15 protein-coding genes are annotated in these 17336 nt (G+C 42.9%); 8 read left to right on the forward strand and 7 right to left on the reverse strand.

Annotated features, from left to right (window positions below):
• Positions 1-54: 54 nt before the first annotated feature.
• Together metL and metB are read right to left on the reverse strand one after the other, a co-directional pair.
• Positions 55-2400 (reverse strand): bifunctional aspartate kinase/homoserine dehydrogenase II, encoded by a 2346-nt coding sequence (gene metL, locus JIG41_RS04305; RefSeq protein ID WP_199524300.1) that lies wholly within the window; start codon positions 2398-2400, stop codon positions 55-57.
• Between the two features lie 4 nt (positions 2401-2404).
• Positions 2405-3670 carry a cystathionine gamma-synthase gene (gene metB / locus JIG41_RS04310; protein ID WP_199524301.1) on the reverse strand — a complete coding sequence of 422 codons (1266 nt, stop codon included), beginning with the start codon at positions 3668-3670 and terminating at the stop codon, positions 2405-2407.
• 223 nt (positions 3671-3893) lie between these two features.
• Between metB and metJ the strand changes: the two genes are divergently transcribed.
• Positions 3894-4214 carry a met regulon transcriptional regulator MetJ gene (metJ, locus tag JIG41_RS04315; protein WP_036973203.1) on the forward strand — a complete coding sequence of 107 codons (321 nt, stop codon included), beginning with the start codon at positions 3894-3896 and terminating at the stop codon, positions 4212-4214.
• 122 nt (positions 4215-4336) lie between these two features.
• Here metJ and JIG41_RS04320 read toward each other — a convergent pair whose 3' ends face one another.
• A complete protein-coding gene (locus JIG41_RS04320; RefSeq protein WP_065978294.1) occupies positions 4337-5578 on the reverse strand; it encodes a malic enzyme-like NAD(P)-binding protein in 1242 nt (413 codons plus the stop codon).
• A 524-nt stretch (positions 5579-6102) separates the two neighbouring features.
• A complete protein-coding gene (rpmE, locus tag JIG41_RS04325) occupies positions 6103-6318 on the reverse strand; it encodes a 50S ribosomal protein L31 (protein ID WP_036973208.1) in 216 nt (71 codons plus the stop codon).
• 245 nt (positions 6319-6563) lie between these two features.
• Here rpmE and priA point away from each other — a divergent pair, with 245 nt between their 5' ends.
• The 5 genes from priA to JIG41_RS04350 all read left to right on the forward strand — a co-directional run bounded on the left by priA (position 6564) and on the right by JIG41_RS04350 (position 11685).
• A complete protein-coding gene (priA, locus tag JIG41_RS04330; protein ID WP_199524302.1) occupies positions 6564-8744 on the forward strand; it encodes a primosomal protein N' in 2181 nt (726 codons plus the stop codon).
• 17 nt (positions 8745-8761) lie between these two features.
• Entirely contained in the window at positions 8762-9292 is a 531-nt protein-coding gene (locus JIG41_RS04335; RefSeq protein WP_065978292.1) for an SPOR domain-containing protein, read from the forward strand.
• Between the two features lie 80 nt (positions 9293-9372).
• On the forward strand, positions 9373-9891 hold the full coding sequence (hslV, locus tag JIG41_RS04340) for an ATP-dependent protease subunit HslV (protein WP_008115012.1): 519 nt from the start codon (positions 9373-9375) through the stop codon (positions 9889-9891).
• 11 nt (positions 9892-9902) lie between these two features.
• Entirely contained in the window at positions 9903-11231 is a 1329-nt protein-coding gene (gene hslU / locus JIG41_RS04345; protein ID WP_065978291.1) for an HslU--HslV peptidase ATPase subunit, read from the forward strand.
• Positions 11232-11310: 79 nt separating this feature from the next.
• Entirely contained in the window at positions 11311-11685 is a 375-nt protein-coding gene (locus JIG41_RS04350; protein WP_036973216.1) for a gamma-butyrobetaine hydroxylase-like domain-containing protein, read from the forward strand.
• A 68-nt stretch (positions 11686-11753) separates the two neighbouring features.
• On the opposite strand, the gene JIG41_RS04355 is transcribed toward JIG41_RS04350, so the two are convergent.
• From JIG41_RS04355 to JIG41_RS04365, 3 genes are all read right to left on the reverse strand, one after another.
• Positions 11754-13634, reverse strand: a complete 1881-nt coding sequence (locus tag JIG41_RS04355) for a methyl-accepting chemotaxis protein (RefSeq protein ID WP_199524303.1) — start codon at positions 13632-13634, stop codon at positions 11754-11756.
• A gap of 105 nt (positions 13635-13739) precedes the next feature.
• Positions 13740-14789 carry an MJ1255/VC2487 family glycosyltransferase gene (locus JIG41_RS04360; RefSeq protein WP_036973219.1) on the reverse strand — a complete coding sequence of 350 codons (1050 nt, stop codon included), beginning with the start codon at positions 14787-14789 and terminating at the stop codon, positions 13740-13742.
• On the reverse strand, positions 14786-15322 hold the full coding sequence (locus JIG41_RS04365) for a phosphatase PAP2 family protein (protein ID WP_065978289.1): 537 nt from the start codon (positions 15320-15322) through the stop codon (positions 14786-14788). The genes JIG41_RS04360 and JIG41_RS04365 overlap by 4 nt, the downstream gene beginning before the upstream one ends.
• 241 nt (positions 15323-15563) lie before the next feature.
• Here JIG41_RS04365 and rraA point away from each other — a divergent pair, with 241 nt between their 5' ends.
• Complete coding sequence (gene rraA / locus JIG41_RS04370) at positions 15564-16064, forward strand: ribonuclease E activity regulator RraA (RefSeq protein WP_036973221.1); 501 nt, start codon at positions 15564-15566, stop codon at positions 16062-16064.
• Between the two features lie 5 nt (positions 16065-16069).
• Positions 16070-17119, forward strand: a complete 1050-nt coding sequence (locus tag JIG41_RS04375; protein WP_199524304.1) for a formimidoylglutamase — start codon at positions 16070-16072, stop codon at positions 17117-17119.
• Positions 17120-17336: the final 217 nt, after the last annotated feature.

The following is a 17336-nucleotide window of genomic DNA, read 5'->3' on the forward strand; positions in this document are numbered from 1 at the left end:
AAAAGCGCCCATTGGGCGCTTTTTGCTTAGCTATTTAAACTAAGATCAGCAAAATTATTTTAAGTTATTCACTAACCAGTAAAGGTCTGAATGAACTCCCGCAGCAGTCACTTCTTTTCCTGCACCAGGGCCTTGAATGACGAGCGCGTTGTCTGTGTACCACTGCGAATTAATCACAAAAATATTATCACCCGGCTTTAAGCTGGCTAATACATCATCGTGTGCAACATTCACTAAGCCAACGGCTGCTTTCGCTTTACCATCAACGAGCGTAATTGCACCGGTGTAGCGAACAACTTTATTTTCGGCCTGTGCAATGGCAGCCTTTTCTTCGATGAATGCATCAAGCAAATGCCTGTTCGCAAGGAAGTCTTGCCAACTTCCTGTTGCCAGTTCTTCAGGCATCAATGGCGTTAATGCAATGTCATCAAGCTCTAAATCTAACCCTAAATCGCGGGCTAAAATAAGTAACTTGCGCTGCATATCTCGGCCAGATAAATCTTCACGCGGGTCAGGTTCGGTGTAGCCCATTTGCTGCGCTTGTAGCACAAGTTCAGAAAACGGAACACTACCATCATAGCAACTGCACAACCACGACAGCGTCCCCGAAAAAACCCCTTCTATACGATGAATGCTATCACCACTATTTTGTAAGTCTGCCAACGCAAAGTTAATTGGTAAGCCCGCCCCTACACTGGTGTTATAACGCCACAACAAATTACGCTCAGCTAAATTAGAGCGCAATGTTTGATACCAATCATTTGCCGCTGTGCCTGCATATTTATTGGCACTAATTAAATGACAATTAAGCTCAACGAGTGCTGGGTATAATTGGCTAAACGCTTCACTGGCGGTGATATCAATCACCACTTTGTGTTCGTAATCAAGTTCGCTAATACGTGTTAGCAGTGTTTCTTTATCGTAGTGTTGGGCTTCACTTTGCCACTGCGCTTGCCACGTTTCTGTGTTCAAGCCACTGGCACTAAATAGCATTTGCTTTGAGCGTAATAATGCCACGACTTTAATCTGATAATGAGCTGATAACCTAACAAACTGAGCCTGTAACTGTGATAGAAAGACTTCACCAACATTACCCAGCCCCGCCACGATAATAGCCAGTTCTTGACCCTTGTTGACCAATTTATCATGCAACAGGGTCAGTACATCGCTGTCTATAGCTTGATCGTTTAGTAGCAGCACATACTGTTGATCTTGTTGTACAAAACGCGGATGAATACTTTGCTCTTTAAGGAGCGAAATTGCTTGTTCAGCTAACTGGCTCACATCGCTACTTGGTGCCACAACCGCGCAGCCGCTTAAATTAGATTCAACAATATTAGCCCGCCCAGCAAGGTGACTCACCACTTGATGAGTACTGTGCCCTGGTACCAGCAAATAGGTATCACCTTCTTTCACAAAATGATGCAAACTGTGCTGAATTAGCTGACTCAGCTCCCCCACTTCACCTGTGCTTAGCGTATCAACACGCAGTAAATCGATATTATCTAAGGTCGTAATAAAACGCTTCGCCTTGCTATACCCTTCTTTTACAACCTCAGTTGGACTGGCATCACAATCAAAGCTACTTCTTACAACAAGTTTAATGTCGCTGTCTTTAAGCGGTGATAAGGTTTTTGCATGTAAAACAGGGTTACCTAAGCGAGCTAATAAATTAGCTTGCTCTCGGCACACTTTTGCGTATTTAACGGCGTTTTTCACCTTACGAGGGTCTGTACTGAATACACCTTGGGTATCAGTCCAAATAGACACTTGCTTGGCAAAGGTATAGCTTGCTAACAAGGTCGCACTGTAGTCACTGCCATTACGACCCAGTGTTACCGTCTTACCCTGACAATCTGCAGCGATAAAGCCTGTCACCACATTGATCTTTGCTTTACTGATCGCATCGGTGCATTGCTGTTGATTCTTTTGATGCAATAGTTGGCCATCATTTAATGTAAATAACTGCCGTGCATCCACATCCTGTGCTGCCACACCCAGCTGATTTAGATAGCCCGCTAATAAACGCGCAGACCATACTTCTCCATGTGCTAGCAACACGGCTTCTTGTAGTTGCTGTTTTGCAATAAGTGTATTTAATAGCGCCAGCTCATCTTTTAATTGTGCCAATGCCTGCTGCTTGTTTTTTGCTACTAACAGCTGCTCTATTAAGGCGCGCTGATTATTATCAATCAGCAATAAAATATCACTAACCGCTTGGCTATCTTGCTGTTGATAACTTTGCCAAAGTTTTACCAAGGTGTCGGTTGTTTTGCCCGATGCAGACACCACCACACAATCACCTTGCTGCGTATTTGCTAAAACAATATTTGCCACAGCATGATAACGCTCCGCAGAGCTTAAGCTTGAGCCACCAAATTTATGAACAATATTTACCATTTTTCTACCACAATGCCGTATGTGCTGGCGTTAACTTAAAAGTGCTGCTTTGTTGCGTATTGGCTTGCGTGTGCGTTTGCGTCGCGTTGCTCTGAACGGCTTGCTGCCCCTGACCTGGTTTAACTAAATTGAAAACACGGTCTAAATCGGCAATTAAATCTTTTACATCCTCAATGCCAACAGAGATACGAATTAACGTATCACCCACCCCTGCTTCTAAGCGAGCTTTTGCCTCCATTCCAGCATGAGTCATGGTCGCAGGGTGACAAATTAAACTCTCAACGCCCCCCAATGATTCGGCTAAGCTAAACTCTTTAAGGCCTGTTAGAAAAGCCGCAGCGTCATTAATGTCGCCTTTAATATCAAAACTCACCATGCCACCAAAACCGCGTTGCTGTGCTTTAGCGAGCGCATGCTGAGGATGAGAAGCGAGACCGGGATAATATACTTGGCTCACAAACGGTGAATCTTCTAAATATTCTGCGATTGCAAACGCATTCTCTTGGTGCTGTTTTAAACGCACATTTAAAGTGCGTAAACCACGCAGAGTAAGATAACTATCAAACGGTGCACCCGTAATACCAATATTATTTGCCCACCAAGCCAGTTCATCACCCAACTCTTGCGTTGCTGCAATAACAGCACCGCTAACCACATCAGAGTGACCGTTAATGTATTTAGTCGTTGAGTGCACGACTATATCAACACCAAACTCAATCGGGTTTTGCAAGGCCGGCGATAAAAACGTGTTATCAGCCGCAACAAATGCACCGCATTGTTTAGCAATGGCGGTAATCGCTTTAATATCTGTTAGGCGTAAAATGGGGTTACTGGGTGTTTCAATCCAGATTAGTTTAGGTTTTATCGCTAAGATTTCTTGGTGGTTTTCAGCTTTTGTTAAATCAAGTACTTTTAGTTTCAGTAAACCGCGCTTCTCTAATGAGGTAAATAAACGATAGCTACCGCCGTAACAGTCATGTGGAATAACCAAGGTATCATCGCTATTCAAAAGCTGTGTCGTTAAGTGAACAGCCGCCATGCCTGTCGCAGTAATAATGCCTTTAGCTCCGCCCTCTAGTTCAGCGAGTGTTTCGGCTAAAATATCACGGTTAGGGTTACCACTGCGGCCATAGTCATATTGGCGCTTAGTATCAAAATCAGCGAACGAATAGGTGGTTGATAAGTAAATTGGTGGAACGACTGCACCATGGTGTTTATCGGCTTCAATGCCATGACGAACAGCAATCGTCGCTTTATTTTTTTCACTCATTTCATCACCTACTCAGAATTGGATGTTTAGACGTCTAAAAGGTTAGATGATCAAATATGAGAAGTCAAAGCATTTATCGCCATTACATAGAAGTTTATACATTTACACGACTAGATGGCTAAATAACTAGTATTTGACTATCTTTTTTAAAGCGATAGAATTTCCGCATCTTGCGCTGTGGATAAGGCGTAAACAACTGACAACCGAGGCAACGAAACAACTTATGGCTAAATGGAACGGTGAATACATTCACCCATATGCAGAACACGGTAAAAAATCAGAGCAAGTAAAAAAAATTACCGTATCAATTCCGCTGAACGTATTAAAAGTATTAACTGATGAGCGCACGCGTCGTCAGATTAATAATCTTCGTCATGCCACTAACAGTGAGCTACTGTGCGAAGCCTTTTTACACGCTTTTACAGGTCAACCATTACCGAATGACGACGACCTTCGTAAAGATAACCCTGAAAAAGTACCTGAAGAAGTAAAAAGAATTATGCAAGAAATGGGGTTAGATATCCCCGTACTTGATTCAGAGTAAATATTTCGGCCACCGGATCGTAGCCGATTTCTCAGACATAAAAAAACTCAGCCTTGGCTGAGTTTTTTATTTGCAGTTAGTAATACCCACCCGATTAATCAAACGAATAGGTACCTAATTATTTAACGCATGTAGTTTTCTGGCATGTCAATTTGCGCCACACCAGACTCAACAGCTGCTTCTGCAACAGCACGTGCAATACGTGGTAATAAGCGTGGGTCCATTGGTTTTGGAATAATGTACTCAGCACCAAACTCAAGTGAATCAACACCCGACGCCTTAAGCACTTCGTTAGGCACGGGCTCTTTCGCAATACTACGAATAGCATGCACCGCTGCAATTTTCATTTCATCGTTAATTGATGTCGCACGCACATCAAGCGCACCGCGGAAAATGAATGGGAAACACAATACATTATTAACCTGATTAGGGTAATCAGAACGCCCTGTTGCCATAATTAAATCATTACGTGCACCGTGTGCAACAGCTGGCGCGATTTCTGGATCAGGGTTTGAACATGCAAAAACCACCGGCTTATCTGCCATCAGTTTTAAATCTTCAGCGGTTAATAAGTTAGGGCCAGATACACCAACAAATACATCAGCATCGGCTATTACATCTTGCAAAGTGCGCTTATCGGTATTGTTAGCAAATAGCAATTTATACTCGTTTAAGTCATCACGACGTGTATGGATCACGCCTTTGCGGTCAAGCATATAAATGTGCTCACGCAATGCACCACATTTAATAAGTAGTTCCATACATGCAACCGCTGCTGCACCGGCACCTAAACACACGATAATCGCGTCTTCGATATCTTTACCCTGTACTTCAAGCGCATTTAGCATGCCTGCTGCTGTTACGATTGCAGTACCATGTTGGTCATCGTGGAAAACAGGGATGCTACAACGCTCAATAAGCGCTTTTTCAATTTCGAAACACTCTGGCGCTTTAATATCTTCTAGGTTGATACCACCAAACGTATCGGCAATATTTGCAACAGTATTAATGAAGTCTTCTGTCGTGCGGTGTTTTACTTCGATATCTATCGAGTCTAAACCTGCAAAGCGTTTAAATAAAAGTGCTTTACCTTCCATCACAGGTTTTGATGCAAGCGGACCTAAATTGCCTAAGCCTAAAATTGCGGTACCGTTTGAAATAACCGCAACCATATTACCTTTGCCGGTGTATTTATAGGCATTTGCTGGATCGGCTGCTATCTCACGGACGGGCTCTGCGACACCTGGACTATATGCTAGAGCGAGATCATTAACCGTTTCTGCTGGTTTAGTTAGTTCTACACTAATTTTACCTGGAACGGGGTGAGCGTGGTAATGTAATGCTTGTTCACGAAAATCTGACATAACGCGATAGTATCCTGCAATAAGTTAAAAAGTGAGAGGGCTTGCATCTGTACGATACCTGTAATATATAAAAATTCCAAGTATTATCAGGTCTATCCTGTTATATGCTATATCGCTTAATTTTAAAGGATTTCCCAACAATTTCTGCACATAGTTTTAATTCACAACAGATAAAAATTCATCTATTTGTGGCCATTTAAGCACCTGTTTTTGTATTTTATAGGCACGAACACAGCAAATAACCGAAACTTAGCAAAATGAGCAACTTTAACGAACTTAACAGCATTTATAGGTGAAGTTCATATAAATTGTTACTTTTTACAACTTTTGGAATCATTTATATCATTCAAAATATAGCGAAGGGATCACTATTTGTCTGCATTATTAGCGATATATTGGGCATAACAAACAGAAATAGTTATGCACATAAAGCGTGTAGGCATGGGATATAAAAAAGAATGGTTCTGAATTACAGGCATAAAAAAAGCACCCAAAGGGTGCTTCTTTCAACTAAACAGCAAATATTACTTCTTGCTGCTAAGTGCACCGAAGCGCTTGTTGAAACGATCAACACGGCCGCCAGTGTCTAAAATCTTTTGCTTACCAGTGTAAAACGGGTGACACTCAGAACATACGTCTAAGTGGATGTCTTTACATAAAGTAGAGCTAGTTTCGAATTTGTTACCACATGAACAAGTTGCAGTGATAGCTTCGTACTTAGGGTGAATACCTTCTTTCATAGGAACCTCTAGTTAAGGCCGCATCGCTCTCCAAACCCGAAGTCTGGCACCATACGTCGTTAATACAATTAATAGGTCGCGTATTTTATAGCTCAAGCAGCCTCTCGACAAGCTTTAAATTCATCTTTAGCTAAAAAAATAAACAAGTCATCAAACGTTCAGTATTTGTTGGTAGGTTTTTAGCACTAATTTTAGTACATTAGCAACACACGCTATTTTTCTATTCTTAATTCAGTTGAGTTGTTATGCACTTTGTAGAAGTTGCCATAAAAGTCCCTTTACAGCGTACCTTCGATTATAAAGTTGAGCAGCTGCTACATAGCCCTGAGCTGCGAGTAGGCATGCGTGTGCGTGTGCCTTTTGGCTCTCAAAAAAAGATAGCCGTCGTACTGGCAATCAAAACCAGTACCGATGTACCCGAAGATAAAATTAAAGCCATTATTGATATTATAGACGATGCCCCTATTTTATCTGAGCAACACTTAGCACTGCTAAAATTTACTGCTCGCTATTACTGCTACCCACTTGGTGAAACAATTCATACAGCGCTTCCAGCGGCACTGCGCCAAGGTGAATGCCCAGACAAAACCAGTATAAATATGGTTGAACTGACCGACAAAGGTGCAAAATTACCTTCACTCAAAGCAAAAACACAACTTAATTTGCTGAAGCAGCTAGCGCAGTCAGGCAAGTCATCCTTAACCGAATTAAAAGCACTCGGCTTTAATAAAAAAACCATTGATAGCTTGCTCGAAAAAGAACTCATTAAACAGTTTATCGAACATGATAACCAATGGCAGCAACGCGCCCCAACAATTGGCAGTAAACCAACCCTAAATAAAGAACAAGCCGTTGCATGCACAACGATTAATCAAGCCAGTGGGTTCACCTGTTTTTTACTTGAAGGCGTTACCGGCAGTGGTAAAACAGAAGTGTATTTACAATGCCTTGAAGAGGTTCTAAAAAAAGGCCAGCAAGCACTGGTGTTAGTGCCCGAAATTGGCCTAACACCACAAACCGTTAATCGTTTTCGCCGTCGCTTTCCCGATACCCCTATTATGCTTTGGCATTCAGCATTAACCGACAACGAGCGCTTGCAAACATGGCGTTTCTGCGAAAAAGGCAGCTGCGCCATTGTTATCGGCACCCGTTCGAGTATTTTCTTACCTTTTTTATCACTTGGTATGATCATTGTTGATGAAGAGCACGACAGCTCGTTTAAGCAACAAGATACGCTGCGTTATCATGCTCGCGATTTAGCAGCCTACAGAGCTTATCAACAGCAAATACCCTTGATACTAGGTAGCGCAACTCCCGCTCTCGAAACCTTACATAAAGCAATAAATAACAAGTACCAACTATTGAGCTTAACAGAGCGTGCGCAAACCAGCACTGATAACCAATTTCACTTAATGGATATGAAAGGCCAACCTGAACAAGCCGGTATTGCCCATGCGAGTTTGGCCTATATGCGTCAACATCTTGAGCGCGGCAAGCAAGTCATGGTGTTTTTAAATCGACGCGGCTTTTCTCCCACACTCATATGTCATGAGTGTGGCTGGTTAAGTGAGTGCTCACGTTGCAGTACCAGTGCCACATTCCACAAAGCAATTGGACAAATGATCTGCCATCATTGCTCCGAGCAGCATGCGGTGCCCCATCAATGCCCCGATTGTGGCAGCACACAGATTTTTCCTAATGGTAAAGGCACGGAACAAATTGAAGAGTTTTTAGCAGAAACTTTCCCTGATATACCCATTAGCCGCATTGACCGAGATTCAACTCGTCGTAAAGGCAGCTTAGAAAAAGCCCTCGACGACATAAATCAAGGGGGGGCGCGTATTTTGGTGGGCACGCAAATGCTTGCGAAAGGCCATCATTTTGCCGATGTCAGTTTAGTGCTTATTTTAGATGTTGATAGTGGTTTGTACTCGTGTGATTTTCGCGCTACAGAACATTTAGCACAGCTTGTCACTCAGGTTGCAGGCCGTGCAGGACGCAGTGGTGAACCAGGACAAGTACTGTTACAAACTCACTTTCCTGAGCACCCACTATTGCAAGATTTAGTGAATAATGGCTATCAAGATTTTGCGCGCTATGCCCTTGCAGAACGAGAAGATGCTCAGCTCCCCCCCATAACAAACATGGCAATTGTGCGTGCCGAAGGACATAACATAAATCAAGTCATGGATTTTTTAACTGATTTGGTTCCTGTCCAGAACATATCTGGTATACAATTGCTCGGACCGATCCCTGCGCCATTGGAGCGTGTAGCAGGTAAATATCGGTTTCAGTTACATATTCAAGCGCTGGAGCGCTCCCACTTACACCAATATTTAGCGCAAATGGTTGACTATATAAGCACCAGTAAATTAGCGCAAAAGGTGCGTTGGAGCTTAGACGTTGATCCAATAGATATGATTTAAAGGCCAATAAAAAAATCATGGCACAACACGATTACATAAATAAAAAACCATCAAATCGAAATAATAAAAAACAAGCCCCGGCAAAAAAGCCGTTCCCTATTGTTCTTGTCTTTGTCGCCCTTATTTTGCTGGGTGGGTTTGGGTATGGTTTATGGTATATCAAACATAATGCCGATCCTGAACTTGTTGAGCAGCAAGCTAATCCAACAAAATCAGAAGAAGAAAAGGTTATTCCAAAACCGAAACCACCCGAGTTTATTAAAGAAATAAAAGAACACGAAATTCAGGTTGAAGTAAAAGAGATTGAGCAAAAAGGCCCTTATGTAATGCAATGCGGCTCTTTTAGAACGCTTGAACAAGCTCAAACCTTAAAAGCGAAGATTGCATTTGCAGGCTTAGTGTCTGAAGTTAAACGCGTAGAAGGCAGCAATGGCATTTGGTATAAAGTGCGTTTAGGCCCTTACGAAACCAAACGTCTGGCAGAAAGCGACAAAAACAAACTCAAGCGCATTAAAATAATGGGCTGTGGAATTTGGCTTTGGACTTGATTTTAGCTCATTCACCCATATAAACACCTCATCAATCGCTTTTTACGAGCGGCTTCGCCGCTCGATGATGAGGAATAATCATGACTACTATTGTAAGTGTTCGCCGCGACGACAAGGTCGTTATTGGTGGCGATGGCCAGGTTTCACTTGGTAACACCGTAATGAAGGGCAACGCCCGCAAAGTTCGACGTCTTTATAATGGCAAAGTAATCGCTGGTTTTGCTGGCGGTACTGCTGATGCCTTCACCCTTTTCGAACGCTTTGAAAGCAAACTAGAAATGCACCAAGGTAACCTCACCAAGGCCGCAGTAGAAATGGCCAAAGATTGGCGAAGTGACCGCGCACTCAGAAAGCTTGAAGCGCTACTGGCCGTTGCTGACGAAACCGCCTCGTTGATCATCACCGGTAATGGTGACGTAGTACAACCAGAGAACGACCTTATCGCCATTGGCAGTGGTGGTAACTTTGCACAATCTGCTGCGACAGCCCTGCTTGAAAATACCGACCTAAGTGCCCGTGAAATTGTAGAGAAAAGCCTAACAATTGCAGGCAACATCTGTGTATTCACGAATAATTTCCAAACTATTGAAGAATTGTAATAGGAACTGCCATGTCTGAGATGACTCCAAGAGAAATCGTTCACGAGCTTGATCAACACATTATTGGCCAAGCAAAAGCTAAAAAAGCAGTTTCAATCGCACTGCGTAATCGCTGGCGTCGTATGCAGCTTAGCGACGAATTACGCGCTGAGGTTACGCCAAAAAATATCTTAATGATTGGCCCTACCGGTGTCGGTAAAACCGAAATTGCACGTCGCCTTGCTAAACTAGCTAATGCGCCTTTCATTAAAGTCGAAGCAACAAAATTCACTGAAGTGGGTTATGTTGGTAAAGAAGTTGAGACGATCATTCGTGATCTAGTTGATATCTCAATCAAAATGACCCGTGAACAACAAACCAAAAAATTCAAGCACCGAGCTGAAGAAGCGGCAGAAGAGCGTATTCTCGACGCCCTACTACCACCAGCACGTGATACGTTTGGTGAATCACGTTCAGATGAAAACTCTTCGACACGTCAGTCGTTCCGTAAAAAATTACGTGAAGGCCAATTAGACGATAAAGAAATCGATATTGATGTTGCACAAGCCCAGCCTAACGTTGAGATCATGGCTCCGCCTGGTATGGAAGAAATGACCAACCAGTTACAAAGCATGTTCCAAAACATGGGCGGTGATAAGCGCAGTAAGCGCAAGCTGAAAATCAAAGAAGCTTTCAAGCTATTAGTTGAAGAAGAAGCCGCTAAACTTGTTAACCCTGAAGAGTTAAAAGAGCAAGCTATCTTTGCTGTAGAGCAAAACGGCATCGTATTTATCGACGAAATCGATAAAATCTGTAAGCGTGGCGAAGCGTCAGGCCCAGATGTAAGCCGCGAAGGTGTTCAACGCGATTTACTACCATTAATCGAAGGCTCAACAGTGAGCACTAAACACGGTATGGTTAAGACTGACCACATGTTATTTATTGCATCTGGTGCATTCCAAATGGCAAAACCGTCAGACATGATCCCAGAGCTACAAGGTCGTTTACCGATTCGCGTAGAGCTAGAAGCGTTAACCGCCGACGACTTTAAACGTATCCTTACAGAGCCACATGCATCGCTTACAGAGCAGCAACGCGAACTGTTGAAAACAGAGCAGGTTAACGTTGATTTCACTGACGACGCTATTGAGCGTATTGCTAAAGCCGCATGGCAAGTAAACGAAAAAACCGAAAACATCGGTGCACGTCGCTTACACACTGTGATGGAAAAGCTGATGGAAGAAATTTCATTCGATGCTTCTGAAAAAGCGGGTTCAACGCTCACAATTGATGCTAATTACGTCGAGCAGCACCTAGGCGCATTGGTTGAAGACGAAGATTTAAGTCGCTTTATTCTTTAATCACTAAATTATCGTTATAATTAAAAGCCTCCTGTTGGAGGCTTTTTTGTTAGCTTAAAAATCAATGATAGGGTTTACTATGAAAGAAGTGACGAAAGTGCATTATCACAGCGTAAGCAAAGTACTAGACGTTTACTTTGACGATGAGTCGAGTGCTTGCTTTAGTGCAGAGTTCTTACGTGTTCACTCACCCTCAGCCGAAGTACAAGGCCATGGTAATGAGCCCATGAAGCTGGTACTAAATAAGCACCATGTAAGCATTAGCAAAATTGAGCCAGTTGGTCATTATGCGCTTCGTTTAGTATTTAGCGATAATCACAACAGCGGCTTATACAGCTGGCATTATTTAGCCGATTTACAGGCTAATAAAGACTCACTTTGGCAACAATACCAAACCCGTGTCCATGAGCACGAAGCGAATAAAGACAGCGTACCAATAAAATTTGTACCTTAGTTTTATTAGCCACCTAAAAAAAAGCGCGACAAAATTGCGCGCTTTTAAATTTATCTGTTACTGAATCCCTACACTTTAAACTTATCAATTGCTTGATACAGCACGCGAGCCTGCTCAGAGACTTCCTCGCTGGTTTGTGCATTAGTGACGGCATGCCCAGAAGCTTGTTGAGCAATATCTCGAATACGTACCACGTTTTTGTTAACCTCAGAAGCCACCTGACTTTGCTCGTCAATCGCCGTCGCAATGTGCGTACTCATATCCATAATCGTTTGCACGTCTTCAGTGATAGAGCGTAGTAACTCACCTGCTTTCGTTGCCTGAGCGGCACTTTCGCCACCTTGATTACGGCACTGCTGCATAATACTGACAACTTCTCGGGTACGCCCTTGCAAGGTCGTAATAATGCTTTCAATTTCTTGAGTTGAGTCTTGTGTACGTTGTGCAAGCGAGCGAACTTCGTCAGCAACCACAGCAAAACCGCGTCCCTGTTCACCGGCCCTCGCCGCTTCGATTGCAGCATTCAGTGCGAGTAAATTCGTTTGTTCAGCAATGCCACGGATCACATCAAGCACTGAGCCAATCGTTTCGGCATCTTTTTCTAATTGCGACACAACACTCGAAGCATTTCCAAGCGATTCAGATAAATGATTAATCTGTACGACCGTTGACTCAACTTCTGAGCGACCTTGTTGGGCACTTAAATTGGTTGACTCTGCTTTTTTAGCCGCGGCTTCGGTATTATGCGAAATGTCTTGAATGGTTGCCTGCATTTCAGTTGCAGCAGTTGCAACCATATCGGCTTCATGCAGTTGCTCTTGCATACCCGAACTGGTTGCTGATGTGGTTTCTGATAAATGTTCAGTCGCGATATTAAGCGTACTCAGTGCCGTGTTAACTTCGTAAATCAGCTTTTTAAAATCACCAATTAAGCTGTTAAAATCAACCGTCATAATCGTCACTTCGTCTTTGCCCGACTGCTCAATCGAAATACTTAAATCGTTACTACGACGAATCTCATTAATTGTATGGTATACACGCTCAATAGGCTGAATAATTGAACGGCTGGTAAAGTAAACCAAAATCATCACAACAGCACTTGCAATAATAAACACCATTAAAGCAATTAACTGTGCTTGCGACGCGCTTGATTCAACAAATGTTTTTGTCTCATCGGTCAGCTCTGAAACAATGGCATCACTCATCTCAACGCTTTGTTTCATTTTACCCAAGGCACCCGAATCTAAGTCTAGACCGAGTAAGACTTGTGCATCGACGAGTGCTTTAAATTTAGTTTGATAGGTCGACAAAAGAGCCAGTAATTGACTTTCGTAGTTACCATCAAGCTCAGATACTTTAATGGCGGACTCAAAATCAGCGACTAATTCATCAAACTTGGTCAGATATTTTGTGTCAAATCGCAGCATAAAATCTTTTTCGGCGCGGCGTAACTGCAACATGTAAGTGAGTAGGCGGTAATCTTCGCGCTCACTTAATAGTGTTTCGACTTGATGCACAGCGTTACGCAAATCACCATAAAGCGCATCTTTTGGGTGTAAACCTATTTGTTTTTGTAACTCTACAACGCTGTTAAAATCATCGTAATACACTTTAGCTAGGCGTCTAAACTCGCCTAACTTATCTGTTTTCATCGATAAATCGTTTAGCAATTCATCTAATCGCGCCATTTTTGTTTTAAGTTGTGTGTACTCTTTTTCAAATAAGCTAAGGCTGTTTACATCTTTGTAAAACAGAAAGTTTTTCTCATGCTTACGCATAGAAAGCTCATGAATATCAAGCTCCTCCGCGTTTTGAATTGTCTCATTGAGTTTTAGCATCGTGCGAGACTCAAAGATAATGACACATAGCATCACAATCATTGCAAGACCAACAACTAACGCGTTTAATTGTAAACGACGTTTTATAGTTAAGTTTTGTAATACATTCATTCAGAGCGCCCTATAGATACATGCATATAAGAGTATAGCTAAACTATTTAAAGCAGCTAATAAAAGTAGCTAATGTTGCCGGGCATTGTCGTTGATACGAATGGTTTAAACAATAACTTTTTTTTCAATATCAACCTGTTGCCACAAGTGGTAGTGCAATTTATCTAGTTGTTGCCATTGTCTTTTTTGTAACCAGTCAACCAAAGGAGCCGGATCGCTAGGAAAATTCAGTTTTCTGTTTTGTGCTGATTGCAGCCAGTCATCCATGGCATAGGGATTTAAATAGCTCATGACATGCGCCGCCCCCATTGACAATAAAGTCTGTGCATTTATGCCTTGCTCAAATTGCTTACCAAGCGGCTTTAACAGCAGCTTTTTACCCAATTGCAAGGCCTCGCTGGCCAGTTCAAATCCAGCATTTCCTATCACTCCCCCCGCATTGGCAAGATCATTTAAAAAACCGACGCGTGATGGTGATCTTAAGTGAATATTTCCAATTGATGAGTTTTCTGCATCAGGGTGGTAGCAATAGAATTCGCGCTCGGGAAAGTCTTTTAGGTAGTCGACTACACTGTCTAAGTTTTCGAATGGTAAATAAACTAACACCTTATTTTCAACCATGACAGGATTATTATGCTGATGAGCCGCAATAAACGGAGGAATAATATTTTTTGCATAAGGTTGCCAATGCACACCTAAATAAACATTAGCGGGCGCATAATGACGAATTAACGCTCTTCTGAAAAATGAGCGACCAAACATCGGCACTTTATCTGACAAAAATGCCGCCTGATGACTCATACCAATAACCGGCACCCCCTGCTGTTTAGCCGCCCATGCTGTGATCGGCTCAAAATCATTAAACACCAAATCATAGTGACGTAAATCAAGGCTTTTTATATCTTTGATTAACTGCAATGGCCGAGCATTTTTGAGTGTTTTTAAGCTATCAACTTGCCCCGATTTACTGGTAAACGATAAACCACGAAACGCTCGGTAGTTAGCAAATTCATCCATATCGAAGTAATCGTGCTCACGGCGGCCCGAAAACACATAATCAACATCGACACCTAATGCATTGAATGTTGTTGCCATAACCCGAGCACGTGTTATGTGACCATTCCCTGTACCTTGAATACCGTACAAAATTCTCATATATATTCCACCACCATCACAGCAAGTACAGCACAACTCGACCCTATCACTGCACCAACAATCACATCGGCTGGATAATGCACGCCCACGACAACCCGTGAAGCCGCAACGCCTGCCGCCCAGATAAACCACACAGCCATAAAAGCAGGGAAGTACATCGTTAAAATAGTCGCAACAACAAACGCACCAGCACTGTGCCCCGAGGGCAAACTAAACTTATCACTGGGCACCAGGTAAGCCCCTTGCACTAAACAATCACAAGGCCTGACTCGAGCAATGCGTTTTTTAGCCAAAAAATAAATGGGTCGCTCTATAGCAAAGCCAACCAACAGGCTCAAGGCAAACTGCTGGAAATGTAATTGTTCGCTGAACCACCAAAACCCCACAAATAACATCAGGTATAGCCCACCATCGCCGGTTTTTGATAGACCGATTGCTGAGCGTCTAAGCCAATTAGGCGATGCATCGTTAAATACGCTTAAAAACAACTGTTCATCCACTTTTGCTAACTTCGTCAGTATGTTATTTGCCATGGCCAAGCTCCTTGTCATACTTTGTGTCTGTTTTTAATACAAACATGACCTCTTTATAAGAGGGCTACTCATCTCAGCTTAGGTGTTAAAAATAACAATTAGGTGACGCTTTTGAGACACTAATGTTGCGGTGACTTGATTCCTTTGATTTAAAGTAATAAACACGTATTAAGTCGTTGTTATTGAGTTGTATCAGGGTATACTGAGTACTAAACAGACAGTCTCTTTAGAGGATGAAAAAATGGATTACAGCACTTCTGATTTATGCGACCACTTTGCCGATGTGGTTGATGTGCTCGAACCTATGTTTATCAATTTTGGTGGACGCCCAAGTTTCAGTGGTCGAGTTAGAACCGTAAAATGTTTTGAGAACAATGAGCTGATCCGCGAAATATTATCAACAGATGGTACCGACAGTGTACTGTTAATTGATGGTGGTGGTTCAACCCGCCGCGCACTAATTGATATTGAGCTGGCTGAAATCGCATTAGAAAATAACTGGCAAGGTATCATTGTATATGGTGCTATTCGCCATGTTGATGACCTTGAAGAATTAGATTTAGGCATTCAAGCAATTGCGTCTATTCCTGTTGCTGCCGACAGTGAAGGAGCCGGTGAAGACGGTATTGGCGTTAACTTTGCGGGTGTCTCATTCTTTGATGGTGACTTTGTTTACGCTGATAGCACCGGCATTATATTATCTGCTGATGAATTAGAGTTCGACGTAATAGAAGAAGACTAAACTCGGTGACTGACTACCTTAAAATTTATGATGAAGCGGCGGTTAAACATTTATGTGTCCGCCGCGCCAACGAACAGAAAGCGTGGCAAGCCCTCGCCCTCCTCGATACACACACAAACGCACCTCAAGCCCTTATCGATGCAAAACAATTCGGCATTCGCTATGTACTCGTTGGCGTGTGTGAAGATATTGGTCCCCGTGCTAATTTAGGCAATGGCGGTTCGCATCAAGCATGGCAAGCTTTTTTAAAGCGCTTTCTTAATCAAACTCATAATCAATTTCTAAATCATGAACGCGTGTTATTACTCGGCGAAGTGGAACTTGATGATATAAACCAGCAAGCCGCTCACCTCGATAACAAAAACGACGCTGACTTAGCTCAGCTGCGCCAACTTTGCGTAGATATCGACACCCGCGTTGAGCGCGTACTGGCGATGATCTTTGCCGCAGGTTTAGAACCAATTGTCATTGGTGGGGGCCATAATAACTGCTTAGGAATTTTACGTGCGTTAAGTAAACAGCACGCTAAGCCTGTTAATGCCATTAATTTAGACCCACATGCAGATTTTAGAGAGTGTGAAGGTCGCCACAGTGGTAACGGCTTCAGGTACGCCTATTCCGAAAGTCACCTTGCGCAATATCATGTAATCGGTTTGCACGAGTTTAAAAATAACCAAGCAATTCTGAATGCTCTCAAAGATGCGAACTTCTTGTTTGATAGCTACCAAGATATTCAAGTGCGTCGCACTATCGACCTTTCAACGGCCTGCAAACAGGCGCTTGCTCGCTTTGACAGCGCCCCCCTTGGCGTGGAAGTAGACCTTGATAGTATTTCACTCATGCCGGTAAGCGCCTACACAAACTGTGGTTTTAGTGTCAGTGATGCTGAGCATTTTGTGCATTTAGCTGCTAGGCATGTTCATGCCAGCTACCTGCATTTATGTGAAGGTGCACCATCGCAACACCCCGTAGGGTTAGAGGCAGGAATAAACGATGCTGGGCAAATCATTACCGCATTAGTTAATGCTTACTTGCAAGCAAGAGAAAGCCTGTAATAAAACGCGCCAAGAGCCGGGTGAGTAACCTCGTTTTTAGGCGCCATGCATGGCGCGTTTGCGCGAAATAAATTTAACGCCTACATTAAACCGTAGGCGTTATGCTTGCATGGCGCGTTTGCGCAGCAACATCTTTTATAAGATTCACGGCTAAAGCCCTTCCTACAAGTGATACACATCACACACGTGGGAGGTGTTTTAACGCCGAAAAAGCAAA

The organism is Pseudoalteromonas sp. bablab_jr011, from assembly GCF_016464045.1.
Classification (GTDB): Bacteria; Pseudomonadota; Gammaproteobacteria; order Enterobacterales; family Alteromonadaceae; genus Pseudoalteromonas; species Pseudoalteromonas lipolytica.